The 25,058-nt window shown below is 50.5% G+C and carries 21 protein-coding genes, 1 pseudogene and 1 riboswitch; of the genes and pseudogenes, 19 read left to right on the top strand and 3 right to left on the bottom strand.

The features are described 5' to 3' along the window. Positions 1-183: 183 nt before the first annotated feature. Both ACY2VT_RS07325 and ACY2VT_RS07330 read left to right on the top strand, forming a co-directional pair. The gene (locus ACY2VT_RS07325; protein ID WP_461879434.1) at positions 184-1,164 is read left to right on the top strand and encodes a DUF3878 family protein; all 981 of its coding nucleotides are present in this window, start codon (positions 184-186) and stop codon (positions 1,162-1,164) included. 56 nt (positions 1,165-1,220) lie between these two features. Next, positions 1,221-1,475, top strand: a pseudogene (locus ACY2VT_RS07330) (histidine phosphatase family protein); the annotation flags it as partial. 61 nt (positions 1,476-1,536) lie between these two features. Here ACY2VT_RS07330 and ACY2VT_RS07335 read toward each other — a convergent pair. Continuing rightward, positions 1,537-2,865, bottom strand: a complete 1,329-nt coding sequence (locus ACY2VT_RS07335) for an MATE family efflux transporter (protein WP_461879435.1) — start codon at positions 2,863-2,865, stop codon at positions 1,537-1,539. 161 nt (positions 2,866-3,026) lie between these two features. Further along, entirely contained in the window at positions 3,027-3,863 is an 837-nt protein-coding gene (locus ACY2VT_RS07340; protein ID WP_461879436.1) for an AIM24 family protein, read from the bottom strand. Positions 3,864-4,078: 215 nt separating this feature from the next. On the opposite strand from ACY2VT_RS07340, the gene ACY2VT_RS07345 reads away from it, so the two are divergent. The 16 genes from ACY2VT_RS07345 to ACY2VT_RS07420 all read left to right on the top strand — a co-directional run bounded on the left by ACY2VT_RS07345 (position 4,079) and on the right by ACY2VT_RS07420 (position 22,892). Then, positions 4,079-4,648, top strand: coding sequence for a GNAT family N-acetyltransferase (locus ACY2VT_RS07345; RefSeq protein WP_461879437.1), 570 nt, complete (start codon positions 4,079-4,081; stop codon positions 4,646-4,648). Then, complete coding sequence (locus ACY2VT_RS07350) at positions 4,645-5,196, top strand: hypothetical protein (protein ID WP_461879438.1); 552 nt, start codon at positions 4,645-4,647, stop codon at positions 5,194-5,196. The genes ACY2VT_RS07345 and ACY2VT_RS07350 overlap by 4 nt, the downstream gene beginning before the upstream one ends. Beyond that, entirely contained in the window at positions 5,183-5,788 is a 606-nt protein-coding gene (locus ACY2VT_RS07355) for a class I SAM-dependent methyltransferase (RefSeq protein ID WP_118700222.1), read from the top strand. Before ACY2VT_RS07350 ends, ACY2VT_RS07355 begins: the two co-directional genes overlap by 14 nt. A gap of 13 nt (positions 5,789-5,801) precedes the next feature. Further along, positions 5,802-6,266, top strand: a complete 465-nt coding sequence (locus ACY2VT_RS07360) for a hypothetical protein (protein ID WP_461879439.1) — start codon at positions 5,802-5,804, stop codon at positions 6,264-6,266. Next, on the top strand, positions 6,260-6,670 hold the full coding sequence (locus ACY2VT_RS07365; protein WP_461874965.1) for a peptide deformylase: 411 nt from the start codon (positions 6,260-6,262) through the stop codon (positions 6,668-6,670). Before ACY2VT_RS07360 ends, ACY2VT_RS07365 begins: the two co-directional genes overlap by 7 nt. A 180-nt stretch (positions 6,671-6,850) precedes the next feature. Continuing rightward, a riboswitch (Lysine riboswitch) is annotated at positions 6,851-7,025 on the top strand. Between the two features lie 185 nt (positions 7,026-7,210). Then, complete coding sequence (locus tag ACY2VT_RS07370) at positions 7,211-8,689, top strand: alanine/glycine:cation symporter family protein (protein ID WP_461879440.1); 1,479 nt, start codon at positions 7,211-7,213, stop codon at positions 8,687-8,689. Positions 8,690-8,806: 117 nt separating this feature from the next. Next, positions 8,807-10,423, top strand: coding sequence for an amidohydrolase (locus tag ACY2VT_RS07375; protein ID WP_461879441.1), 1,617 nt, complete (start codon positions 8,807-8,809; stop codon positions 10,421-10,423). Between the two features lie 259 nt (positions 10,424-10,682). Then, positions 10,683-11,321: a metal-dependent hydrolase gene (locus ACY2VT_RS07380; protein ID WP_461879442.1), complete on the top strand. Its 639-nt coding sequence runs from the start codon at positions 10,683-10,685 to the stop codon at positions 11,319-11,321. Positions 11,322-11,576: 255 nt separating this feature from the next. Beyond that, complete coding sequence (locus tag ACY2VT_RS07385) at positions 11,577-12,836, top strand: AfsR/SARP family transcriptional regulator (RefSeq protein ID WP_461879443.1); 1,260 nt, start codon at positions 11,577-11,579, stop codon at positions 12,834-12,836. Next, positions 12,833-14,047 (top strand): AfsR/SARP family transcriptional regulator, encoded by a 1,215-nt coding sequence (locus tag ACY2VT_RS07390; RefSeq protein ID WP_461879444.1) that lies wholly within the window; start codon positions 12,833-12,835, stop codon positions 14,045-14,047. The genes ACY2VT_RS07385 and ACY2VT_RS07390 overlap by 4 nt, the downstream gene beginning before the upstream one ends. A 124-nt stretch (positions 14,048-14,171) precedes the next feature. Then, positions 14,172-15,890, top strand: coding sequence for a phospho-sugar mutase (locus ACY2VT_RS07395; protein ID WP_461879445.1), 1,719 nt, complete (start codon positions 14,172-14,174; stop codon positions 15,888-15,890). Between the two features lie 108 nt (positions 15,891-15,998). Beyond that, a complete protein-coding gene (locus ACY2VT_RS07400; RefSeq protein WP_461879446.1) occupies positions 15,999-18,188 on the top strand; it encodes an alpha-galactosidase in 2,190 nt (729 codons plus the stop codon). A 12-nt stretch (positions 18,189-18,200) separates the two neighbouring features. Next, positions 18,201-19,202: a substrate-binding domain-containing protein gene (locus ACY2VT_RS07405; RefSeq protein ID WP_461874957.1), complete on the top strand. Its 1,002-nt coding sequence runs from the start codon at positions 18,201-18,203 to the stop codon at positions 19,200-19,202. Between the two features lie 305 nt (positions 19,203-19,507). Beyond that, on the top strand, positions 19,508-20,530 hold the full coding sequence (locus ACY2VT_RS07410) for a glycoside hydrolase family 130 protein (protein ID WP_117510535.1): 1,023 nt from the start codon (positions 19,508-19,510) through the stop codon (positions 20,528-20,530). An 18-nt stretch (positions 20,531-20,548) separates the two neighbouring features. After that, positions 20,549-21,727 (top strand): AGE family epimerase/isomerase, encoded by a 1,179-nt coding sequence (locus ACY2VT_RS07415; protein ID WP_461879447.1) that lies wholly within the window; start codon positions 20,549-20,551, stop codon positions 21,725-21,727. Then, positions 21,717-22,892, top strand: coding sequence for a glycoside hydrolase family 130 protein (locus ACY2VT_RS07420; protein ID WP_461874955.1), 1,176 nt, complete (start codon positions 21,717-21,719; stop codon positions 22,890-22,892). Before ACY2VT_RS07415 ends, ACY2VT_RS07420 begins: the two co-directional genes overlap by 11 nt. On the opposite strand, the gene ACY2VT_RS07425 is transcribed toward ACY2VT_RS07420, so the two are convergent. Further along, positions 22,787-23,671, bottom strand: a complete 885-nt coding sequence (locus ACY2VT_RS07425; RefSeq protein ID WP_461879448.1) for a CHASE domain-containing protein — start codon at positions 23,669-23,671, stop codon at positions 22,787-22,789. The two genes, ACY2VT_RS07420 and ACY2VT_RS07425, sit on opposite strands and share 106 nt — an antisense overlap. A 270-nt stretch (positions 23,672-23,941) precedes the next feature. Here ACY2VT_RS07425 and ACY2VT_RS07430 point away from each other — a divergent pair, with 270 nt between their 5' ends. Next, positions 23,942-24,892, top strand: coding sequence for a 3'-5' exonuclease (locus ACY2VT_RS07430; protein WP_461879449.1), 951 nt, complete (start codon positions 23,942-23,944; stop codon positions 24,890-24,892). Positions 24,893-25,058 lie beyond the last annotated feature (166 nt).

Below are 25,058 nucleotides of genomic sequence, written 5' to 3' on the forward strand. Positions count from 1 at the left end.
AGCTGTACCGTAGGGCATACGGGAACAGGATAAACATAGCTTGTGGACACTGTGTAAGACATTGCAGTACCGTAAAGTATTCGTCAATGCAGTAGTGGTAGAAACAAGAATCCCCCTGCTTTAGCTGTGGGGAGTGTCAAGGTGTATCATAGGAAGTAAAAGAAAACAGGGGAAAATCACGGAATGGAAATTGCAGAAAATATTACATGGACCGAGGAACTGGAAAGGCTGGATGTGCTTCTTTCGCAGGGGCAGTTCGAGCTGCTGCTTCCGGGTGAGCGGTACGGGGGAGGAGAAAAGGAGATCTGGCTTGTCTATCTGATGAACGATGCGGCAGAGAGCTTTCTCGTTTTTCATGACGCGGAGCTGACGGGAACGTATCAGAAGGAATACGAGGGAGAAATAGATGCCGTACTGGAAAAAGACGGGGAGCAGTACGTTCTGATTGTGCGGCAGGGAGAGACGGTGTGCACGCTGTTTTTCAGCCGCCTTTCACTGGAAGTGCATCTGTTTGATTACGGAAAAACGGGTCATTTCTGGGTGGACGGATACGAGTATCTGCGGCAGATTGAGTTCCGCATCGCGATCCTGCGGGACAAGCGGGAATACCTCGGCGAGGCGTTCTGCACCGAGGAAGAAATGCATCTGGCATCGCTGGCCAATTTCCCGCCGCTCAATTTCTGCTGCTACCCGGCTGTGCCGGACCAGTATCTCGTGCCGTCGTGCCCGTGGTGGGAAGCAATGGAAGAGGCAATCGCAGAAATGAAAGCACTGGCGGCGGAAGCAGGCGACAAAACACTGCTGCGGTATCTTGCACTTTATGAAAAATGGCAGGGAAAACTCCTCGCAAAACAGATCGCAAAACTGCTGCACACAAGCCGTCACGCGAAAGTGGTGGATCTCCTGGAGAAAAAACTGGCCCGCGAAGCACAGAATTATCCGAAACGACGCTTCGCCGGCGAAGAAGGAACCCAGATCCGAAAAATCCAGGAGCAGGCAATGAAACGGAAAAAGACACTGGAAGCCGAAGGAAAACGCGCATCATTGCTGCGCGAGGAGCCATTCTTTTATGCGCGGGATTCAGTGGAATATAAGGCCCATCTGATGATCTGGGGAACGAAAGGGAAAGACCGGGTTGTGGAGGTTGAGACGTTTAAAAATTGAAAATGAATTAAAGAAGATTCATCTGGTGGAAATGGAGTTTTTAAAAACAGTTCATTGCGGCAGACACCGCGAAACATATTTCCGAGATGACCGGCATCCCGGCGCGGCCGGAGCCGCGGCTGGCGCAGAGAATCTATAATCTGCTGGATGAAATTCGGGAAGAATCCGATGAAAAAACGTATATTCCCGTCGCACACAACGGCATTGCGCGTGTCGTGCAGTCGTATTTTCACGATATGACGAATGAAGAATATGCGGCATTTGGTGTGAAAAACTGTGAGATTGCACGATACGATTTTCCAGAGAAATAAAAAAAGATTACAGAAAACGGCGGGGATATATTCAATCCCCGCTCGTTTTTTTATATGGCGTTTATGATATTTTATAATATTTCGATGTATGCTGGCGGTAAAGCAGCAGCAGTCCGCGGATGCAGAGTTCGATGGCCATGGCGATCCACATGCCGCGCAGGCCGAGCGGGGTGATGAGAAGCACCGCGAGACCGAGGCGGATGACCCAGATGCTGCCAAGGTTCAGAAGGCTCGGCACAAACGTATCGCCCGTTCCACGGAGGGCGCCGGAGGCAACGATGGAAGCGCCGAAAAACGGCTCGGCGAGCAGTTCGATGCGGAGCACCTCGGCGGCAAGCGAGCGGACCTGCGGGTCAGGAGTCAGAATGCCGAAGACGAACGGACAGAAGATCATCATCAGACCTCCAGTGATGGCCATCAGGACTGCGCCCATGGCAATGCAGATATTGCCGTAGCGTTTCGCCAGCTTATAATTTCCGGCGCCGTAGCTTCTGCCGACGAGCGTTGTCGCGGCGGAGCCGATGCCGTAGCCCGGCATGTAGCATAATCCTTCAGCGGTAACGGCAAACGAATTGGCCGCTATCGCGATGGAGCCAAGCGGGGCGATCAGCATGGTGGCAGCAACCATGGCACTGTTCATTGCGATTTCCTGCACAGCAACCGGCACACCGATTTTGAATGCAGTTTTCAGAATTTTCACATCGAAAACCGTTTTTTCATTCCGGCGGAGACGCAGCCGCGGATTGCGGACACAGCAGAACCATGCCCCCGTGAGGCTGATGACGGCACAGGCCAGCATCGTTCCCATACCGGCACCCATGACACCGAAAACCGGAATCAAAAGAGCATTGAAAATGATATCGAGTACGCACATGACGGCATTTAAAATGCTGGGCGTCACCATATCGCCGCTGCACTGCAGGAAGGACGACATCAGCGAGTTGAGCTGGGAAAACGGAAGCATGACGGCGAACATCATAAAATAGAGCGTGGCATTCCGCCGGATCTCCTGCGCACCGCCGAGCCACCCCGGCAGCGGGTGACTGATCAGAAGCCCGATCAGGCACAAAACAGCCGACACAACAAGCGCGGACGCGATGCCATGCCGCACAACATCTCTCGCCTTCTTATCATGATTTCCCCCGATCTGATGCGCCACCTGAACAGAAAAACCGGCTGAAACCGCATAAATCGTACCGCTGAGGAGCCATGTCGTCGAAGAAACCAGCCCGATCGCCGCCGAAGCATTCGCCCCAAGCGCGCCGACCATCGCGGAATCAATGTATTGCATCGCAATCGTAGTAATCTGTGTAAGAATCGCAGGCAGACTTAATCGCCCGACCTGCTGAATCTGCGGTTTCAGTTCAGTCCAGTTTATTCTATTCATCATTTTCTCCAGAACATGTATTTTATCGTATGGTTTTTCTTAAGAATGTAAAGATAAGTGCGTATTTTACGCTAACATGCTTTGAAGAAAGTGTCAATCAAAAACGAGGTTTAATTTGACTTTTTTCTATGCGTATCAGGCATAGGGGCGGAGAGGATTCGAATTTAATTTTCCGGCGGAAGGTTGTTCTTCACAGAGGGGTTCGCCTGGGTCGTGTTGGTTGCAGTCAGCAGGGAGTCTGTCGGGGCGACTGGGCTCATGAGGACGCGGCCGGTTCCGCGGTAGACGTTGACGAGGCCTTCGCCGCTGACGGCGGAGCCGACGAGGGTTTTGGTGGAGCGTTCTACGGTGAAATCGAGGTTGGAGGACCAGCAGACAGCGAGGTTTCCATCGATTTTCAGTTCGTCGTTTTCGAGTTCGACTTCGATCAGTTCGTCCTCAGGTACGTTGCTTTCGAGGGCAACGGCGCCTCTGCCGACGAGGCTCAGATTGAAGAAGCCTTCACCGCCGAGGACAGCGGAGGAAATACTCTTGCGGGCGGTCAGTTTGTTTTTGACTCTGCCGTCGCAGGCGAGGAACATGCCGTCCTCAATCGTCATTCCGGAGGAGCCCCATTTCTCGACATCCATAAGAATGATGTATTTGTAGGTCGGTTCAAGCACGAGATATCCGTCGCCGACGTACTCCGGTTTTACGGCAGATTCCTTTGTCATGGCGCCTTTGATGGCCTTTCCGAACAGGTCGCCGATCCCTTTGATTCCGGCGGTTGCCTGTACATGGCCGCCCATCCACTGCATCGCACCGGACTGGATAATCGCGGAGTGCTCCTTGTCCAGTTCAATGACAACCTGGCGGCGGCGCACATTCATTTTGCTCATGTAATACTCCTCCATGGCAGTCATCGGCGAGACGCTGGAATCCTGGAGATATTCCATGACGTGGAAATTTTCGATGGATTTGGTGAATTTCCGGTTTTCGTTTTCGAGATTTAAAATTTTCATAGGCATGTTCCTTTCTTTCAGTAAGAAGAAAAATAGTGATCCGTCTTGTTTCTTTTATTATACAGGAAAGACAGCAAAGAGCACAGAAAAATTTATAGCAATCCCCGAAAATAATGCAAAAAAGGAAATCTGGAAATCATGTTGTCCATTTTTCAGCGGAGTGATAAGATAAAGTTCAGAAGACGCAAGCAGTACGGTCAGAGAAGGAGTTTATTATGAGTACAATTACTGTCAGAGATGCAAAAATAGAGGATGCCGCACGCATTCTGGAGATTTATGCTTACTATGTAGAACACACCGTCATTTCTTTCGAGTGGGACGTGCCGTCTCTGGAAGAATTTGAGAACCGCATGCGTGATATCATGAAAAAATATCCATACCTCGTCATCGAGCGGGATGGAAAAATCGAAGGTTATGCATACGCACATGCCTTTGTCGGCCGCGCCGCATACGACTGGTCGAGCGAGCTGACTATTTATCTCGATCCCAATGCAAGAAAAGGAGGCCTTGGCCGGAGACTGTATGAAGAGCTGGCGGACCGCCTGAAAAAAATGGGCATTCTGAACCTCTACGCCTGCATCGGCTATCCGCAGGTCGAGGATGAATATCTGACGAAAAACAGCGCCGAGTTCCATGCGCATCTCGGATTCGAACTCGTGGGAACCTTCCATAACTGCGGCTATAAATTCGACCGCTGGTACGATATGGTCTGGATGGAAAAAATCATCGGCGAGCCGCACGCGGGACAGCCGGCAGTAAAGCCGTACAGCGAGGTGAAAGAATGAGTACGATAACGACGTATACAAGAAAACACTTCGATCCCGTACATCCTGATCCGGGGCTGCTCTGTGTGGAAGATTTTGCGCATGCGCTGCCGATGATCTGCCGCGGAAACGGCCATGTGACGACGTTTTGGTCAGTGGGAGAGCACTGCATCTGCTGTGCGAAAGAGGCTGCCGCGCGTGGCTATTCCCGGCGGCTGGTGCTGGCGTGCCTTCTGCATGACGCGAGCGAGTGCTACATGTCGGATGTGCCGCGGCCATTAAAACAGGAAATGCCGCGGTACCGCGAGATCGAGGACCATCTGCTTTCGGTGATTTACGAAAAATATCTTGGCAGTGATCTGACGGCGGAGGAGCAGCGGATGATGAAACAGATCGACAATGATCTGCTGTGGTACGATCTGACGAATCTGCTGGAGGAGCCGCAGGAGGGGGATGCGCCGAAACTTCACATCACGCTGGACTACGCGGTGCGGCCGTTTGCTACGGTGGAACAGGAGTATCTGGAGTTATTCAAACAGTATCGGGAGACGGATGATGAGAGAGGATAAAAACGAAAACCGCTGGGACAAGCTGCTGCAGATCCACACAATGGGGCGGGATGACAGCCGGTCGGATCTGTACCGGTATCCGTATGAGCCGACTCCGTACTGCGTGCTGGAGCGGATGGCAAATACAGGGATGATCCGAAAGGGAAATACGCTGCTTGATTACGGATGCGGAAAGGGCCGCGTAGATTTCTTCTTATCGGCGCAGACGCGGTGCCGGTCCATCGGTGTGGAGTATGATGACCGGATTTATGCGAAGGCGGTGGAAAATAAAAAAGCGGCGGCCTCCGGTGCGCGGACGGAATTTGTGCTGGAAAGCGCCGAAAATTTTCCCGTCCCTGCGGAAGTGGACCGGGTGTATTTTTTTAACCCGTTTTCACTCGAAATCCTAAGAAAAGCAATGGCAAGGCTGCTGGAATCGTACTATGAAAATCCGCGGGAGATCCAGTTGTTTTTCTATTACCCGTCGGATGCCTATATCTCGTATCTGATGACCGTGCCGGAACTGGAATTTCTCGATGAGATCGACTGCATGGATCTCTTCCCGGGCGGGGACAGCCGGGAGCGGGTTGTGATTTTTACGATAGCAGAGTAAGGGGGATTTTTAAATGAAATATCAGGTAGTGCGGATCGACGAAGACGTTGATTTCGGCTGCGAGGAACGCAGCGCCGATGAGCCTGTCATGGCAGTTGTTGTGTTACAGGATGAAAACGGTAACGAATCGCGCATCCGCCAGGAGGATCAGATGCTGTATGACCGGAACATCGAGGAGGGCGATACCGTCATTCTGAATGAAAACGGCGAATTGCGAAAAGCACTGTCCGGTGACTGGACGCAGAACTGTGATTCGAAAAAAGTAGATACGACAAAATTCGTCAACATGATGCAGGCCGTCAAAACCGGAAAACAGATTGACTGGATCTGTCCGTTCTGCGGCGGAAAAGTAGAACGACTGGAGCAGGAAGGCGGAAAAACCGTGATCGGATGCACATCGTGCGATATGCGGATTCAAATAGAAAATGAAACGATTTCGGCCTTTAAGGCCGAAAGAGAAAGGAAACACAAATGGTAAAACCAATTATGAGAGACGTTCTCTTCCTCGGACAGAAATCCATTCCGGCGACAGAGGAAGATCTGCAGGTGGGAAGAGATCTGCAGGACACACTGGCAGCAAACCGCGAGGCATGCGTCGGCATGGCGGCAAATATGATCGGCGTGAAAAAACGCATCATCATCGTAAACGCCGGATTCCGCGACATCATCATGTTCAACCCGGTGATCGTCCGCAAAAGCGACCCCTACGAAACAGAAGAAGGCTGCCTCTCCCTGTCAGGCGTGCGGAAAACAAAGCGGTACCAGAACATCGAAATCGAATACTACGACTGGAACTGGAAAAAACAACGCCAGAAATTCACCGGCTGGCCAGCCCAGATCTGCCAGCATGAGATGGATCATCTGGAAGGGATACTTATTTAGATCCTACAGCAGACAGGAGCGTCTGTGGGAATTCAACCAGCTGAAGCCGTCAGAGGGAGACAAGAAAGTCAAATAAATCGGGACAAATTTCGAAAATATAAAATTTTTGTAAAATAATGTCGCAAAAACGATTGACAAGTGGCGAAAAGAAACATATGATAATACCTGTCAATATACATATTCGGCAATAGAGGCGCGAAGGCTAAGAGTAGCTGTCCTGAGACAACGGGGTCTGGGACGGGCAGGGAAAGGAGCATTCGCCGAAACGGGGCAGTTCCCGAAAAACTGTCTGCGTTGGGGTACAGTCGAACAGGCTGTGCACTCTCACCGTACTGGTGGAGGAGCTATTGCTTCATGAACGTAGATTTAATGGAGCAGTGGTGAAGACCGCTGCTCTTTTTATTGTACTGCAGTTGGAACCGTGACAAAAGGTTCCGGGGGTGGAAATCTGTTTGGTTGGAGAACGAAAGACGAAACGGGTGTTACAGGATACGTCTGAAGAAAACTGTTGCCGGAAAAGAAAAAAGGGAGGATTTTGACATGATAGCATTTCTTAACTGGCTGGACGGTGTCCTTTGGGGCGTGCCGCTGATCGCGCTGATGATTCTGACCGGCCTGTACTTCACCGTTCGTTCTGGATTTTTCCAGTTCCGTCACTTTGGCTGGATCATGAAGAGAACCGGCGGAAAACTGTTCCAGAAAGAAGACAAGACAAGCGAAGGAGAGGGTATGCTTTCCTCGTTCGAAGCAATTTCAACTGCCATCGGCGGTACCGTAGGATTTGGAAACATCGCCGGTGTTGCAACCGCAGTCGCAGCAGGCGGCCCGGGAGCCATCATGTGGATGTGGCTTTCTTCCCTGCTCGGCATGATCCTGAAACAGGTTGAGGTTACCCTCGGCTGCTACTACCGTCACACCAACGAAAAAGGTGAGTACTACGGCGGTCCGACTTACTACATGGAGTGCGGACTTGGCGAGGAGCGCCACTGGGGCAAGCTGTGGCTGATCCCGGCGATCATCTTCGGCATTGGTATTTTCTCCACCTTCTTCGTAACCTCTTCCAACCTGACCGCATCTCAGGTCGTAGCCGGTGCGTTCGGTATTGAGAATATCAATCTTGGAAGCTTCAAAGTAGACGGCGTTATTGTGATGGGCGTTCTGCTCTGCATTCTGACCTATGTCGTTACAAGCGGCGGTACGAAAAAAATCGCAAGTCTGTTCAGCAAGCTCGTTCCATTTATGAGCGTTCTCTACATCCTGATGGGAATTGGCATGATCATCATCAACATCAACCGCGTTCCTGGCGTATTTGCAGCCATCGTAACAAACGCATTTACCGGAACAGCAGCGATCGGCGGTTTTGCCGGCTGCGCAGTCAGCGAGATTATCCGTGTGGGTATGGCGCGTTCCGTATACTCCAATGAGGCTGGATGGGGTACTTCTCCAATGATCCATGCTTCCGCAAAAACACCGCATCCGGTAGAGCAGGGTCTGTGGGGATCTTTCGAGGTATTCTTTGATACCATGGTTATCTGTACGATCACCGCACTTTCCGTTATCTTAAGCGGAAACTGGACCGACGGAACGAACGGCGGAACACTTGCTTTAAGTGCATTTGCAAGCGGATTCGGCAAATTTGGAAGCATCCTTCTGGCAGTCATCATGGTCATCTTCACTGTAACGACTTCCGGCGGATGGTTCACCTACTATCTGGCAATTCTGGAGCATCTGTATAAAAAAGAAGGCAAGATGAAAGATATCGTCATGAAAGTATTCTACGCAGTCCGCGCTCTGCCGGGCGTACTGTGGACGATCTATCTGGTAAAGACCAACAACCAGGGCTTTATCTGGACTGTCGTTGATATCACATCTGCGATCCCGACTTTCGTCAACGTAGCAGTGATCCTGATTCTCTCGAACCAGTATTTCAAACTGCTGAAAGACTATAAGGCAAGAAACTTCGGCAAGGGCAAGGTAGACAAGAACGCCTGCCTGTTCTACGAAGAGAAAACAAAATAAAAGATATTCAAAAGCGAATCCAGACACGCATGAGAATGGCGTGTCTGAATTTGTATATTGCGCAAATGGGCAGAAAAGAATAGAATCAAATTTAGATGACAGTAGGAGGATAATGATATGAAAACAATTTACAAAAACGGAGCTGTCTACACCGGAAAACTGCCGCTTGTCGAAGCGTTTGCAGTAGAAGACGGCAAATTTGCTTTCGCCGGAAGCAGCGCAGAGGCAGATGCCCTTGCAGCAGCCGGCGACAAAGTTGTAGACCTCGGCGGAAAATTCGTCTGCAGCGGTTTTAACGACAGCCATATGCACCTTTTAAATTACGGAGGCTCCCTGCTGAAAGCGCAGCTTGCCGCACATACCGAAAGCCTGGAAGATATGCTCGCCTGCCTCGACACCTTCCAGAAAGAGCATCCGCGAAAAGACGGCGCATGGCTGATGGGCCGCGGCTGGAATCAGGATTATTTCACAGACGTGGACCGTATGCCGAACCGCTACGATCTTGACCGCGTATCAACCGAGGTTCCGATCTGCGCGACGAGAGCGTGCGGCCACTGCCTCGTAGTCAACAGCAAAGCGCTGGAACTCCTCGGCGTCACCGCAGATACCCCGCAGCCGGAGGGCGGAGAGATCGGTATGGAAAACGGTGAGCCGGACGGAAGATTCTTCGACAATGCAATGGAACCGGTTTACGACAGCATTCCGGTGCCGAGCAAAGAGGAAATCAAAGATATGATCCGCAGCGCCTGCAAAGCCCTGAACAGCTACGGCGTCACCAGCAGCCAGAGTGATGATTACTGCGTTTACCGCGCCGTTCCGTGGCAGACCGTCAACGAAGCATACAAAGAACTCGAGGAGTCCGGCGAGCTGACCGTCCGCGTTTACGAGCAGAGCAACTTTACCGATCTGGAATCCTTAAAAGGTTTCGTAGAAGCTGGAAATGTGACCGGCGTCGGCACAGACCGCTTTAAAATCGGACCGCTGAAAATGCTCGGCGACGGCGCTCTCGGTGCGAGAACAGCATTCCTCAGCCGCCCATACGCAGACGACCCGTCCACCTGCGGAATCCCGGTATTCACCCAGGAAACCATGGATGAGATGATCGGCTACGCCAATGCACACGGCATGCAGGCTGCAGTTCACACGATCGGTGATGCGTGCCTCGACCGCGTGTTAAGTGCCTATGAAAAAGCCCTTGCTGAAAACCCGAGAGAAGATCACCGCCACGGCATCGTGCACTGCCAGATCACAAGAGCCGATCAGCTTGAAAAAATCGCGAAAATGCATCTTCACGTTTACGCACAGAGCATCTTCCTCGATTACGATAACCATATCGTAGAGGAGCGCGTCGGCAAAGAGCTTGCGAGCACAAGCTACAGCTGGAAGACGCTGATGAACAACGGCGTCTCCGTCAGCAACGGAACCGACTGCCCGGTAGAGCTGCCGGATGCCCTCGCCTGCATGCAGTGCGCTGTCACAAGAACAACGCTGCGTGACCACGTCGGCCCGTACCTGCCGGATCAGAAATTCACTGTACAGGAAGCACTCGACAGTTACACGATCCGCAGCGCCGAGGCAAGTTTCGAGGAGAACGTGAAAGGCCAGATCGCAGAAGGCATGATGGCAGACTTCGTCGTACTGGGTCAGAATCCGTTTGAGGTGGATGAGAGCACCATCAAAGATATTCCGGTGTGCCGGACGTATCTTGCTGGTGAATTGGTGTATGAAGCATAAGAGTATAGCTCAAATGAGTAATAGAGATCAAATGAAAATTCATACGATGAAGGGAAAAACGTGAAATAAGATAACCTGGAAATAGTATGGAATAAAGGCAGAAACAGAGGAGAACCTCCTGCGGTGATGAACGGTCGCAGGAGGTTCTTTTTTGATTCTGATAAGACCATACGGTCGTAAAAGAATCGAACAAATGGTTGCATAAAAAGGCGGGAATGTGCTATGATAAAGGAAATTTTACGAAAGGAAAAACAGACAAATGCTTGGAAGAACACATTTTTTTATTGGAACAGCAGCGGCACTTGCTGTTTTACAGCCGCAGACGGTTCCCGCGCTGGTGACGGGTGCCGGGGCGGCCGCGATCGGCGGTTTGATCAGTGACATTGATGTCGGCACTTCACAGGCGCACCGCGATGCCGATAAGATCATTACGGCAACAGTTGCAGCTGCGGTGCTCACAATTCTTGCGGAGTATAAACTGAATCTTGGAATTTACCGCCGCCTCACAAGCGACAGCAGCGTGCTGCGTCTCCTCGCCGGAACGGCAGCATTTTTGCTGATCTGCGCCTATGGGAAACAGCAGCCGCACCGCTCCTTCATGCATTCATTTGCGGCGCTGGCATTGCTGACGGCGTGCGTGGACATCATCTACCCGGATGCGTCCGCTTATTTTGCCGTTGGCTTTCTGTCCCATCTGGTGCTCGATTTTTTCAACCGGAAACCGGAAAAGCTGTTCTGGCCCTGGAAGAAGGGATTCTGCCTCGGACTCTGCTCAGCACGGGGACTTGTGAACCGCGCACTGCTCGGGTGCGGCATGGTATCTCTTGCTGTAATACTGGTGCTCTCGGCGCCTGCAGGGCGGCTGATGGCTAAAATCATGCGGGCAATTTACGGATGAGACCGGATTGACAAAAAGATAACAAGATAAAGAAAGAAAAAACAGGAATTTTTCGGTGTTAAAATTAATATTTTATACATTTTATAGTAGGATTTTTGATTAAAATGATGTAAAATAGAAAACAGAGATCCGGCGTCCGTAATTGTTTTTGAAATGAACGAACAGGGAACCGCCGGCCCGTTACCGCAGCCGATTGCGGAGCGCAGCGCAACCGACAACAGAGATTAGAGCACAACAGGCAATGCAGGAGTTAGTATGAACGAAGAAATGAAAAACCAAACAGAACAGTTACCGCTTTTAAAAGTACACATGATGGGAAGTTTTTTCCTGGAGTACGGCGACCAGCCGATTTCCTTCCGGAAAACAATGGCAACAAAATCGATGAGACTTCTGCAGATTTTCCTCTATAACAAGGACAATGGAATTTCCAGAGGAAGACTGCTGGAGAGCACATACGGAAGAGAAGATGTGGCGGATGCGGCAAACAGCCTGCGTGTCGGCGTACATCGCCTGAAAAGAAGCCTTGTTGAGGCAGGACTTCCACAGTTCGAGTACATTTACACCCAGAAAGGCGTTTACCACTGGATCAGCCCGATGCCGGTCGAGGTAGATGCGATTGATATCAAAAATAAGATCCTGGAAGCAGGAAAAGAGACAGACGAGAAAGCGCGCATGGATCAGATGATCGAAGCGCTGGAGCTGTACACCGGAGAGTTCCTTGCAGATTTCGGCGAGGAAGAGTGGGTACAGGCGGAGCGCGCGCAGCTGAAAAAAGTATATTCCGATGCACTGAAAGAAGTAAGTGAGTATCTTCTGAAAAACGAGGAGTTCGATGAGCTGCAGAAGCTGACTTCTGTTGCTTCCGAACTGTATCCGTTCGACGAGTGGCAGGCAGTCCAGATGCAGGCGCTGATCGGCCTGGAGAGATACAAAGAGGCCATGAAACTGTACGAGCAGACCTCGAAACATTACTTTGAAGAGCTTGGCGTTACACCGAGCGAGAAACTGGTGGAGCAGTACCGCTATCTGGGAAGCCGCATGGGCAGCAGACACCGCGTGATCGAAGAGGTACAGGCAGATCTTCAGGAGAGCCCGGGAGAAAAGGGCGGAGCATTCTTCTGTTCCCTCGCCGGATTCCGTGACTGCTACCGACTTGTTTACCGTATGTCCGAGCTGAACGGACAGATGCCGTGGCTGATGCTGTGCACCATTACAGACGGAAAAGGTTACCCGGCAAAAGGCGGTCCGCGCCTTGACCGTATGTCCGAAAAGCTGCTTGAGGTCATGAAACGCAGCCTGCGTCATTCCGATTTCTTTGCAAAATACAGCCCGTCCCAGTATGTGATTCTGCTGCAGGGCGGCAGCCAGAGAGGATGCGAACTCGTCTACAAGAGAATCAGCGAGCGATTCTCCGAGGAGAGAAAAGGCTGGGCAAAGAATCTGAAATACAGTGCACTGCCGGCAATTCAGACCGAAAAAGAGCTTGAGTTCTTAGAAGGAGACGATGTTTTATGATTCGCGTACAGCTGCTTGGAAGATTCCGCATGTACGATGAAACACGCTGCCTCAACGAGGAAGCGATTCATTCCCCGATGATCACAAAGCTGCTGGTTTATATGATCTGTAACAAAAACCATATCGTAACACTGGAACAGTTAACCGAAGCACTCTGGACGGATGAGGAGAGTGAAAATCCGTACGGAGCACTGAAAAATATGATGTACCGTCTGCGCGGAACGCTGCGGAAGGTATGGCCGGTCGAGGACTTTATTCTTACCGGACGCGGCTATTACCAGTGGAATCCGGAGATTGCGGTGGAAGTCGATGAAGAAGTTTTCTTCAGTCTGTGCCGCCGCGCGGAGCGCGCAGAGAAACAGGAGGATAAAGACTTTCTGCGGGAGCAGGCGATTCTTGGCTGCAACGGAAGATTCTTAAACGGGGTTGTCAGCCAGTACTGGATGGAAGTCCGGTTAAGAGAGGATCATGCCTGCTATATGAAGGCTGTCATGGAACTGACGAAAAGCCTGGAGCACCGCAGAGCGTATGAAAAACTCGAGGAAATCTGCAGACGCGCCGTCCGCATGGATCCGCAGGAGGAAACGGTTTACTGCCGTCTTGTCCGCGCACTGATGCATCAGGGCAAAACTGCCGAGGCCATGAAATACTGCCAGGAGGCAGAGAGCTATCTCTACAGCCGCATGGGCATCCGCCCGTCCAAAGAGCTGCGCGGCCTTTTTGCGGAGCTGATGAAACAGGGACACATCAGCGGAAGCGATATCGAGACGATCCAGGAAGAGATGGATGCGGATACCGAAGGGGAAGAGAAGAGCGGAGTACTGTTCTGTGAATATGGCGTATTCCAGCAGATTTACCGAATGGAATCCCAGCGGGTCGGAACACTTGGCTTTACCGAGTGGCTCTGTCTTGTGACACTCCATATTCCGGAGGAAACCGCAGAGGATACGGAGCGCATACTGCTGAACGATGGAATGGAAAAGATGGAGACGGTTCTCGGACGGGTGCTGCCGGCCGGAACGGCTGTCACAAAATACAGCCCGGACCAGTATCTGTTTCTGCTTCCGTGCCTCCCGTATGAAGAGGCGAAGATGATGACGAAACAGATTGCCTACCGCTTCTACACCGCAGACCGCAAAGGAAAAGTACAGGTTCTCAGTGATTTAAAAGAGCTTTATCAGGAACCAAGAGAATTAGAAAAAATAAATTAATTTTTAAGTTGACAGCAGACTAAATAAATGGTAACTTTAAGCTGTAATGAAACGAGCTTAAATCCAGAAAAAAGTCTGCTGTCTTAAGTTAAATAAAGTACAACAGACAGGGAGGATAACAAACATGAGTTACAGAGAAGTATATGAAAAATGGTGCAATGATCCATATTTTGATGAGGCATCCAGAGAAGAGCTGAAAGCACTCGAAGGAAATGAGGCAGAAATCGAAGACCGTTTTTACCGTCAGCTTGAGTTCGGTACCGGCGGACTCCGCGGTGTCATCGGAGCGGGTACCAACCGCATGAACATCTACACCGTACGCCAGGCAACCCAGGGCCTTGCCAACTACATCATTTCCCAGAACGGACAGGAAAAAGGCGTAGCCATCGCACACGATTCCAGAAGAATGTCTCCGGAATTCGCACGCGAAGCAGCACTCTGCCTGAATGCAAACGGAATCAAAACGTATCTGTTCGAGTCCCTGCGTCCGACACCGGAGCTTTCTTTTGCTGTCCGTGAATTCGGCTGTATTTCCGGTATCGTCATTACCGCAAGCCACAACCCGAGAGAGTACAACGGATACAAAGTATACTGGGAGGACGGCGCACAGATTACACCGCCGCACGACAAAAACATTCTCGCAGAGGTTGCAAAAGTAACTGAGCTTTCTGCTGTGAAAACGATGGAAGAGGACGATGCGAGAGCAGAGGGTCTGTTCCAGGTCATCGGAACCGATTTTGACGACCGTTACGTTGCAAAATTAAAAGAGCAGAGCATTCATCCGGAAATCATCAAAGATGCGGCAAAAGATATGAAGATCGTCTACACACCGCTTCACGGAACCGGAAATGTGCCGGTACGCCGCGTTCTGCGCGAGCTTGGCTTTAATCAGGTTTACGTTGTAAAAGAGCAGAAAGTGCCGGACGGAAACTTCCCGACGGTGGCTTACCCGAACCCGGAAGACGAGAAAGCATGGACACTGGCGCTGAAACTGGCAAAAGAAGTAGACGCTGACATCATCCTTGCAACTGACCCTGACGCAGATCGTCTCGGCGTTTATGCAAAAGACAGCAAGACCGGCGAGTACGTAAGCTTCACCGGAAATATGTCCGGTATGCTGATCGCAGAGTACATCCTGCGCGAGCGCACCAAGAACGGAACCATGCCGGAGAACCCGGCTCTCGTTGAGACGATCGTTACCACAGATATGGCAAAAGCAATCGCAAAAGCCTACAACGTGGCACTGATCGAAGTTCTGACCGGATTCAAATACATCGGCGAGCAGATCAAGTTCTTTGAGCAGAGCGGTGCACACAACTATGTCTTCGGCCTGGAGGAGAGCTACGGCTGCCTGGCTGGAACATATGCAAGAGACAAAGATGCCTGCGTGGCAGTTATGATGCTGTGCGAGGTTGCTGCATACTACAAACAGCAGGGCAAGACACTGTGGGATGCCATGGTGGATATGTACGAAGAGTACGGCTACTACAAAGAGGGTCTTGCAACGATGACCTTAAAAGGTATCGACGGTGCAAAAGAGATCCAGACCATGATGACCAACTTCCGCGAGAACCCGCCGAAAGAGCTGGGCGGCTTCAAAGTTCTTGCCGTACGCGATTACAAAGCAGACGTACGAGTGGATCTCGTAAGCGGCGGGAAGAGCGCAACCGGACTTCCGTCCTCCAACGTTCTTTACTATGAGCTGGAAAATAACGCATGGTGCTGCGTACGCCCATCCGGTACCGAGCCGAAGATCAAATTTTATTTCGGCGTAAAAGGCACATCCCTCGAAGATGCAGCCAGGAAACTGGAAAAATTAAAAAATGCAATGGTAACTGCTTAAACGCTGTGTGATATAGAAACAAAAAAGGCCTCAGCCCGGCGGGCGGGGGCTTTTTTGGCAGAAAATCGGCGCGGCGGATGGCGGCTGCCTTCAGATAAGGAGAAGAAAATGGCGATTTTATATTATGATGACAAAAAGCTTTTTCAGTTAAATACAGAGAAAACGACGTATGTGATCGGTCTGAGTCCGGAAGGCTACGTCGGACACGTTTACTACGGACCGCTTCTGCACGGAGAGCCGGATCTGTACCCGCTCCGCATGGACGAGCCGCCGTTCACCCCGTCCGTCAACAAGAGAGAAAAATCTTCTTTCCTCGACCGTTTCCCGATGGAGTATCCGACCGGCGGAATCGGTGATTACCGGGAGAGCTGCCTGAACGTGAGAAATGCACAGGGACGCATGGGATGCGAAATCCATTTTGATTCCTATGAGATCTTCAAAGGCAAACGCAAAATGGAAGGTCTTCCGGCTTCTTTCGGAACCGAAGAGGAAGTTGAGACACTGGAAATCACCTGCAAAGATCCGATCCTCGGACTCGTTGTTGTTCTTTCCTACTCTGTTTTTGCAAAAGAGAATGTCATCACCAGAAGCGTCCGCGTGAAGAATGAGGGCAGCGAAAAACTGAAAGTAGAGAAAATCTACAGTGCCTGCCTTGACATGGACAACGAAGACTTCGAGATGATCTCCCTTCACGGATCCTGGGCAAGAGAACGCCACATCCAGCAGGGGGCACTCCGCTACGGAAAACAGCTCGTTTCCTCCGGAAAAGGCGAGTCCAGCCATCAGGAGCACCCGTTCGTGGCTATGGTGACACCGGGAACCGATCAGGAGCGCGGCGAGGTTTATGCGATGCATTTCGTATACTCCGGCAACTTCATCGGCCAGGTCGAGAGATGCCAGTTCGACACCGTCCGCATGGTGATGGGTATCAACCCGGATGAGTTCTGCTGGAACTTAAAAGCCGGCGACGAGTTCCAGGCACCGGAGGTCGTTATGGTTTACTCCGCAGAGGGACTTGGCGAAATGACGCGTTCCTACCATGCATTTTACCGCAGACACCTGATCCGCAGCCCGTATAACCACAAAAAACGCCCGATTCTGATCAACAACTGGGAGGCAACGTACTTTGATTTCGATACCGACAAACTTCTCGATATCGCAAGAGAAGCGAAAAAAGACGGCATCGAGATGCTGGTTATGGATGACGGATGGTTCGGAAAACGAAATAAAGACGATTCTTCCCTCGGTGACTGGGTTATCAACGAAGAGAAGATTAAAGGCGGCCTGAAGAACCTGGTCGACAAAGTCAATGAAATCGGTCTGGAGTTCGGTATCTGGTTTGAGCCGGAGATGATCTCCCCGGATTCCAACCTCTACAAAGAGCACCCGGAATGGGCGATCCAGATTCCGGGAAGAGAAGCGACCGAGAGCCGCTGCCAGTACGTGCTGGATCTCTCCCGCCCGGAAGTACAGGATTACGCATATGAGAGCGTGGCAAAAATCCTGCGCAGTGCAAACATCAAATACGTAAAATGGGATATGAACCGTCAGTTAAGCGACCTCGGCAGCACCTATCTTGATGAGGATTCTCAGCAGGAGCTGTTCCACCGCTATGTGCTCGGCATGTACGCGATGCAGGAGCGTCTGGTGCAGGAGTTCCCGGATCTGCTTCTGGAGAACTGCTCCGGCGGCGGTGCGCGTTTTGACCCGGGAATGCTCTACTACAGCCCGCAGATCTGGTGCTCCGATGACACCGATGCGATCGAGCGTCTGGAAATCCAGGAGGGAACCGCCCTCATTTACCCGCTCTGCGCAATGGGTGCACACGTCAGCGTATGCCCGAACCACACCGTCGGCCGTGTGACTCCATTCACAACGAGAGGCCATGTGGCACTGGCTGGAACATTTGGCTATGAGCTCGATATCACAAAGCTGCCGGAGGAGGAGAGCAAACTGATTCCGGAGCAGACCGCGATGTATCACAAATATCATGAACTGATCCGCGAGGGAGAGTATTATCGTATTCTTTCCTACCGTGAAAACCACAGATCCGACTGCTGGGCAGTAGCTTCTGAGGATAAAAACGAAGTGCTTGTAACCTACGTACAGGTGCTGGCACAGGCAAATATGCCGTCACGCAAGGTACGCCTGCGCGGCTTCGATCCGGCGAAAAAATACCTTCTGGAAGGAACCGATGAGGTTTACAGCGGCGAGATGCTGATGAATGCCGGCTTTAGAATGAAAGATTTCTGGGGCGATTTTGTCAGCAGACTGTATCACTTTATTGCAGTGGACTAAGGAGTAACATATATGGCAAAAGTAAGATTGGCAGATATTGCAAAGGTGGCGGGCGTCAGCGCCGTCACCGTGCATAACGCGATTACAGGACAGAAAGGGGTCAGCGATGAGATGCGCGCCCGGATTCTGGAAATTGCAAAGGAAATGGGATACCGCCAGCCGGGAAGCGGAGCGAGAAATGCGCAGGGAAAAAGCATGCGCTGCATCGGTGTTGTGATTCCGGAGCGGTATCTGGCAGAGTATACGACGTTTTACTGGAAAATGTATCAGGAAATGGCACTGGCAGCGACGGAAAAGAGCTGTATGGTGACTGTGGAAATCCTGAAACAGGAGATGGAAGATGAGATGATCGTGCCGTGCATTGCCAGGGAGCAGACCGTCGATGCGCTGATCCTGATGGGAGACACGAGCCGCGATTACATCCACTATCTGAAGAAAAACGTGGATCTTCCGATCGTATTTCTGGATTTCTACGACAATGAGCTGGCAAAAGATGCCGTGATCGCAGATAACTTTCACGGAATGTATCTGATGACGGAATACCTGTATGAGCATGGTCTGACCAAGCTGGCTTTTGTCGGTTCGATTCACTTTTCGAGCAGTATCATGGACCGTTACTGCGGTTTTTCGAAAGCCGTTCTGGAGCACTGCGATGTGACGCCGAAGGAATGGATTCTGGAGGACCGCGACGAGAGAGGCCAGATCGAGATCCAGCTCCCGGAAGAAATGCCGGAAGCGTTCGTCTGCAACTGCGACCTGACCGCCGGCCTTCTGATGCTCGAACTGGAAAAACGCGGCATCTCCGTGCCGGAGGACGTTTCCGTTGTCGGCTTCGACAATTACCTGTATCCGGGATTCCCGGATCTCAAGATCACTTCGTATGAGATCAATACGAAGGCGATGGTAAAAGTAGCGCTCGAAAAAGCACTGAAGCAGATCCGCGGCGCGGCATCCGGCAAAAATATGGAAATTGTCTCCGGACAGCTGGTGCCGAAGGAGAGCGTAAAGCTTTGATTTTTATAACTGAATTTTAAATTAAGAAACGGGGCATTTTCAAAATGCCCCGTTTTTGTACATATTACATAACAAAGTCACTTAAAAATTGACAGTGTCTAACAGAACTTATTTTTTAAGTAATTTCCGGTTGAAAAATTAACTATATATGTTAAAATTAAGCTAAAGGACTGGGCGTGAGGGTGATAAAACGCAGCGGTTCGGAGAAAAAAGAATTAAAAAACAAGATTCTGTCCACTAACAGAAACTTAAAAAACAAAGTACAACTCATAAACAAACAATATTTTTCATGGAGGTTTCAAAAAATGAGCGAAGTTAAAATTATTGGAGATGCTGTCAAAAATATGCCATGGCAGGAAGGCCCGGCTGAGTTTTCCGGTGCACCGGTATGGAGATACAGCGAGAACCCGATCATCGGAAGAAATCCGGTGAAGGAAGTAGCTAGAATCTTCAACAGCGCCGTTATGCCGTACGGCGACGAGTTCATCGGAGTATTCCGCGGAGAGCAGACAAACGGAATCCCGTACATCTACCTTGGAAGAAGCAAAGATGCGATCCACTGGAATTTCGATGAGAACAAAATCCAGTTCGTTGACGAAGAAGGCAAACCGTTCATGCCGGTTTACGCATATGACCCGCGTCTTGTAAAAGTAGAAGATACCTACTACATCATCTGGTGCCAGGATTTCTACGGCGCAGCCATCGGAATGGCAAAAACGAAAGATTTTGAAACCTTCGTACGTGTGGAGAATCCATTCCTTCCGTTCAACAGAAATGCCGTTCTCTTCCCGAGAAAAATCAACGGCAACTTCGTGATGCTGTCCCGTCCAAGCGACAGCGGCCATACACCGTTCGGCGATATCTTCCTGTCCGAGAGCCCGGACATGCTGTACTGGGGCAAACACCGCCATGTGATGAGTAAGAGCCCGGAGTGGTGGGAGTCCTTAAAGATCGGCGGCGGCGCAGCTCCGATTGAGACCAATGAAGGATGGCTGCTGTTCTACCACGGCGTAAGCGGCACCTGCAACGGCTATGTATACAGCATCGGCGGCGCGATCCTCGACAAAGAGAATCCGTCCATCGTAAAATACCGCTGCCAGAACTTCCTTCTGACACCGGAAGAGTGGTATGAGGAGAGAGGCTTCGTTCCGAACGTAACCTTCCCATGCGCAACCATTCACGATGCAGAGACCGGAAAAATCGCGATCTACTACGGCGCAGCCGATACCTATGTAGGACTGGCATTCACTACCGTAGATCTGATCGTAGATTATATCAAGAAAAACAGTGTCGTACGCGAGTCTGATACTGAGATCGGAAGAAGATAAGAAAGAAGGAAAGAAAAGATGCAGTCTTTGGCAAAGGAAGTAAAGCAGGAGCTTACTGGACGGATTATTCCGTTCTGGGAGGGCTTAAGAGATGAGGAATACGGCGGATTTTACGGCTATCAGGACTTTGATCTGAACGTGCAGAAAACGTATGAGAAGGGCTGCATCTTAAACAGCAGAATTCTCTGGTTTTTCTCGAATGCGTACCTGACCTTAAAGGACGAGAAGCTGCGCGCAGATGCGGAGCATGCGTACCGCTTTATGAAACAGGCGTGCGTGGACCGCGAGTACGGCGGCGTGTTCTGGTCCGTCACATACGACGGAAAGCCGCTCGATACGACAAAGCATACGTACAATCAGGCATTCGCAATTTATGCGCTGTCGACGTATTTTGATGCGACGGGCGACACTGAGGCGCTGGAGCTGGCGAAATCGCTGCAGCAGATCATCGAGACACACTGCACCGACGAGTACGGTTATCTCGAGGCATTCACCCGCGATTTCCAGCCGGAGAGCAATGAAAAGCTCTCGGAGAACGGCGTCATGGCAGAGAAAACCATGAATACGCTGCTGCATGTTTTTGAAGCATATACCGAGCTGTACCGCGTGACAAAGGATCCGTTTACCGGTGACCGTCTCCGTTTTATGATGGATCTCTTCGCGGATAAAGTATACAACAAAGAAAAAGGCCGTCAGGAAGTATTTTTCGACCGTACCTGGAATACGCTGATTGATCTGTATTCTTATGGCCACGACATCGAAACTTCCTGGCTGATCGACCGGGGCACGGAAGTGCTCGGCGATCCGGCTTACCGGGAAAAACTGCTGCCGATCACCGGAGAGATTGCGGAAAATATCTACAACACGGCATACAAAAATCATTCGCTGATGAATGAGTGCGAGCGCGGCGTGGATGATACCACAAGAGTCTGGTGGGTACAGGCGGAGGCTGTCGTTGGATTTTTGAATGCATGGCAGAAGAAACCGGAGGAAACAAAGTATCTTGATGCGGCAAAGGACATCTGGGGCTACATTAAGGAATATGTGATCGACAAACGAGAGGGGTCTGAGTGGTTCTGGTGCGTGAATGCAGACGGAAGCCCGATCCATAAACCGATTGTAGAACCGTGGAAATGCCCGTATCACAATGGACGGATGTGTATGGAAGTAATTGGGAGGTTAAAAGATGCTGAATAAACAGTATTATGTGGAAAAAGCCAAGGTAGACCGCCTTGTGGCAAGAAAGAACACAAAAGCAGATTTTTACAACGGTATTTATGACCGTTATGAGTATCCGGTGCTGACAAGAGAGTTTGCTCCGGTTCACTGGAGATATGATCTGGATGAGGAGACGAATCCGTACTTTATGGAGCGTCTCGGCATCAACGCTGTGATGAACTCCGGCGCGATTTATCTGAATGGAAAGTATTATCTCGTTGTCCGCGTGGAGGGCAATGACAGAAAATCTTTCTTTGCTGTTGCAGAGAGTGATACTGGTATCGACGGCTTCCATTTCTGGGATTACCCGGTTGTGCTGCCGGATACCTGCGCAGAGGAAACCAACGTTTATGACATGCGTCTGACCCAGCACGAGGACGGCTGGATTTACGGTGTGTTCTGCTCGGAGAGCAAGGACAAAAACGATCCGGATCTGTCCGCAGCGGTTGCTGAGGCTGGTATCGTGAGAACGAAAGACCTGAAGACCTGGGAGCGTCTGGACAACCTGAAAACGTTACGTTCCCCGCAGCAGAGAAACGTTGTTCTGCATCCGGAGTTCGTAGACGGAAAATATGCGTTCTACACCCGTCCGATGGATGGTTTCATTGAGACCGGAAGCGGCGGAGGAATCGGCTTCGGACTCTGCGATGATATCACACACGCTGTCATCGACGAGGAGAAGATCATCAGCAAACGTATTTATCATACCCTGACCGAGTCCAAAAACGGTGCCGGAGCAGTGCCGATCCGCGGTAAGAAATGCTGGATCAACATTGCACACGGTGTAAGAAATACAGCAGCAGGCCTTCGCTACGTTCTGTATGTCTTCGGTACCGATCTGAACGATCCGTCCAAAGTCATTGCAGAACCGTCCGGTGTATTCCTGGTTCCGCTTGGAAAAGAGAGAGTCGGAGACGTTTCCAACGTTGTATTTACAAACGGCGCGATTGCGCGTGAGAACGGAGAGGTTTACATCTACTATGCATCCTGCGATACAAGAATGCATGTAGCAACCACCACAATCGACAAACTCGAGGACTATCTGTTCAACACACCGCAGGATCCGCACAGATCCCCGGACTGCGTAAAACAGAGATGCGGGCTGATCTCCAAAAACCTGGAGCTGCTGAAAAACGAGAAATAAAAGCGTCCGCTGCGGCGCATGAAAATTTCAAAATGCCAGGTGTCGTTCGGTACGGTGCAGAGAACTTCCATGGCATCAGACCGCCGGGAATTGCCGGAGTGTGCGATAGAAACGTGTTCGCCGGTGGCCGGAGAAATTTTCCAGATTTCGTAGATGTAGCCGGCTTTCTCCAGCGTATCCAGTTCGATTTCGTTCAGAAACGATTCCCAGTCGAGAACGAGAATCGAAAAGCCCCAGAAGGTCTGGTCACCGTTGGCATCGGTGGTATAAATCGGGTCAAAGAGCAGTGCTCCGATGCCGCCCTGCTGCAGCTTAAACGGTCCTGCAATCGTGTATTCGCCGCTCTCTTTGGCAAGGCGCGCCTCCTGTTTCCGGGCAGGATGCTCGAGCATGTTAAGTCCGAGTGCGGCTTCGTTTCCGCTCATCGGATAAATCTGTGTGATAATGCCGTCCTTTGCAAGCTCATGTGCTTTGATGACATTCTGGTCGTCCTGCATCAGCGAGGAGAGGACGGAAAACTCTTCGTCATCGACGGTATAACCGGCTTCAATCATGTGTTTCATCAGATTGGATTCGGCAAGATAATGGTTTAACTGCGATTTCACGCGGCCGATGGTCGTCTGTGCGGTATAGTCCGCTTTCAGCTTTGCTTCCTTTAACTGATTCTGATACAGAAAAACAGTGCAGAGCTCGACAAGAAAAAAGTAAGAAAAAACAGCAGAAGCGCCTGAAATCGAATCTGTTTTTGCGTTAATTTTGTTTTCATATCGGATTCTCATCTAAATTTGTAATATTTCCGGCTTTTTCAGGTGATTTTTTTGAGTAAAAACGAAGGCCGGAGTTAAAAATATTATATCGGATTTACCCTGGGATTTCAATAAAAGAAGCGTTAAGTTTGAAAGAGAACAGGATGAAATGAATGGGAAATGTAATGCACAGGAAGAAAATTGCCAGAATGGGCAGAGAATGGAATTGCCAGATAGTTGCTCATTATATCAAAATCATTTATAATAGGGACAGACGACACAGAATGAAGGATTGACAATACAATGGACTATGTGATTTTTGACCTGGAATGGAACCAGTGTCCCTATGGAAAAGGAAAAGAGAACCCGAAGCTGCCGTTTGAGATTATTGAGATCGGCGCGGTGAAGATGGATGGTGAGCGGAATGTGGTGGGAACGTTTCACCGGATTGTAAAACCGGTGGTCTACCAGCATCTCCATCACCGGACGCGCGAGGTCGTCGGACTGACAGAAGAGGATCTGCAGAACGGAATCCCATTTGCGCAGGTCGTGCAGGAATTTTTTGCATTCTCCGGCGGTGCGTGCATGTTCGGCACCTGGGGACCGGGAGACCTGACGGAGCTCCAGCGGAACATGAAATTTTATAACCTCCTGTCGCTGATCCGCGGGCCGATTCATTTTTACGATGTACAGAAACTGTTCGCGATCCAGTACGAAACGATGAAGAGCCGCCGGGCGCTCGAGTACGCCGCCGATTTTCTCCATCTCCCAAAAGACGAGCATTTTCATCAGGCGCTCTCGGATGCAAAATATACGGCCGATATTTTTGCACGCATCGATATGGATGTTGTGCTGGCGTACGACTCGATCGACGTATATCAGAACCCGAAATCGAAAAAAGAGGAGATCCACGCCGTCTATAATGGCTACACGAAATTCATCTCCCGCGAATTTGACACAAAAGAAGAAGCCATGCACGACCGCGAGGTCTGCAGCACGCACTGCTGCATCTGCGGGAAAACGGCAAGAAAACGCTTACGCTGGTTTTCGGCCGGCGGGAAAAACTATTACTGCGTGGCATATTGTCCGGAGCACGGATATTTAAAGGGCAAAGCCCGCATGAAGCATTCCGATGAGGGAAAACTCTTCGTCGTAAAAACCATCCGCGTCAGCAGCGAACAGGAGGCGGGGGAAATCCGGCAGAAGAAAGAGAATCTGCGGAAGAAGAGGAATCAGAAGAGGAAAGAAATGTAAGAATTAAAAAACAGGAATATAAAAATGAAAGTATGGAAAATTTCATTTTTATATTCCTGTTTTTTGATTATAAAGCACATTAAACTGAGAAAAACTCGCATTTGCGTGTTGAAAAATACTCAGAATTGCGTATAATAGAAATCAGAGAAGAAAGAGAGGTGGAATC

Source organism: Fusicatenibacter sp. (assembly GCF_050872605.1).
Lineage (GTDB): Bacteria > Bacillota > Clostridia > Lachnospirales > Lachnospiraceae > Fusicatenibacter.

Bases quoted from the DNA above. Each gene is read 5' to 3' on its own strand.
- ACY2VT_RS07325 (WP_461879434.1), top strand. From the start codon at position 184: ATGGAAATTGCAGAAAATATTACATGGACCGAGGAACTGGAAAGGCTG.
- ACY2VT_RS07335 (WP_461879435.1), bottom strand. From the start codon at position 2,865: ATGATGAATAGAATAAACTGGACTGAACTGAAACCGCAGATTCAGCAG.
- ACY2VT_RS07340 (WP_461879436.1), bottom strand. From the start codon at position 3,863: ATGAAAATTTTAAATCTCGAAAACGAAAACCGGAAATTCACCAAATCC.
- ACY2VT_RS07345 (WP_461879437.1), top strand. From the start codon at position 4,079: ATGAGTACAATTACTGTCAGAGATGCAAAAATAGAGGATGCCGCACGC.
- ACY2VT_RS07350 (WP_461879438.1), top strand. From the start codon at position 4,645: ATGAGTACGATAACGACGTATACAAGAAAACACTTCGATCCCGTACAT.
- ACY2VT_RS07355 (WP_118700222.1), top strand. From the start codon at position 5,183: ATGAGAGAGGATAAAAACGAAAACCGCTGGGACAAGCTGCTGCAGATC.
- ACY2VT_RS07360 (WP_461879439.1), top strand. From the start codon at position 5,802: ATGAAATATCAGGTAGTGCGGATCGACGAAGACGTTGATTTCGGCTGC.
- ACY2VT_RS07365 (WP_461874965.1), top strand. From the start codon at position 6,260: ATGGTAAAACCAATTATGAGAGACGTTCTCTTCCTCGGACAGAAATCC.
- ACY2VT_RS07370 (WP_461879440.1), top strand. From the start codon at position 7,211: ATGATAGCATTTCTTAACTGGCTGGACGGTGTCCTTTGGGGCGTGCCG.
- ACY2VT_RS07375 (WP_461879441.1), top strand. From the start codon at position 8,807: ATGAAAACAATTTACAAAAACGGAGCTGTCTACACCGGAAAACTGCCG.
- ACY2VT_RS07380 (WP_461879442.1), top strand. From the start codon at position 10,683: ATGCTTGGAAGAACACATTTTTTTATTGGAACAGCAGCGGCACTTGCT.
- ACY2VT_RS07385 (WP_461879443.1), top strand. From the start codon at position 11,577: ATGAACGAAGAAATGAAAAACCAAACAGAACAGTTACCGCTTTTAAAA.
- ACY2VT_RS07390 (WP_461879444.1), top strand. From the start codon at position 12,833: ATGATTCGCGTACAGCTGCTTGGAAGATTCCGCATGTACGATGAAACA.
- ACY2VT_RS07395 (WP_461879445.1), top strand. From the start codon at position 14,172: ATGAGTTACAGAGAAGTATATGAAAAATGGTGCAATGATCCATATTTT.
- ACY2VT_RS07400 (WP_461879446.1), top strand. From the start codon at position 15,999: ATGGCGATTTTATATTATGATGACAAAAAGCTTTTTCAGTTAAATACA.
- ACY2VT_RS07405 (WP_461874957.1), top strand. From the start codon at position 18,201: ATGGCAAAAGTAAGATTGGCAGATATTGCAAAGGTGGCGGGCGTCAGC.
- ACY2VT_RS07410 (WP_117510535.1), top strand. From the start codon at position 19,508: ATGAGCGAAGTTAAAATTATTGGAGATGCTGTCAAAAATATGCCATGG.
- ACY2VT_RS07415 (WP_461879447.1), top strand. From the start codon at position 20,549: ATGCAGTCTTTGGCAAAGGAAGTAAAGCAGGAGCTTACTGGACGGATT.
- ACY2VT_RS07420 (WP_461874955.1), top strand. From the start codon at position 21,717: ATGCTGAATAAACAGTATTATGTGGAAAAAGCCAAGGTAGACCGCCTT.
- ACY2VT_RS07425 (WP_461879448.1), bottom strand. From the start codon at position 23,671: ATGAGAATCCGATATGAAAACAAAATTAACGCAAAAACAGATTCGATT.
- ACY2VT_RS07430 (WP_461879449.1), top strand. From the start codon at position 23,942: ATGGACTATGTGATTTTTGACCTGGAATGGAACCAGTGTCCCTATGGA.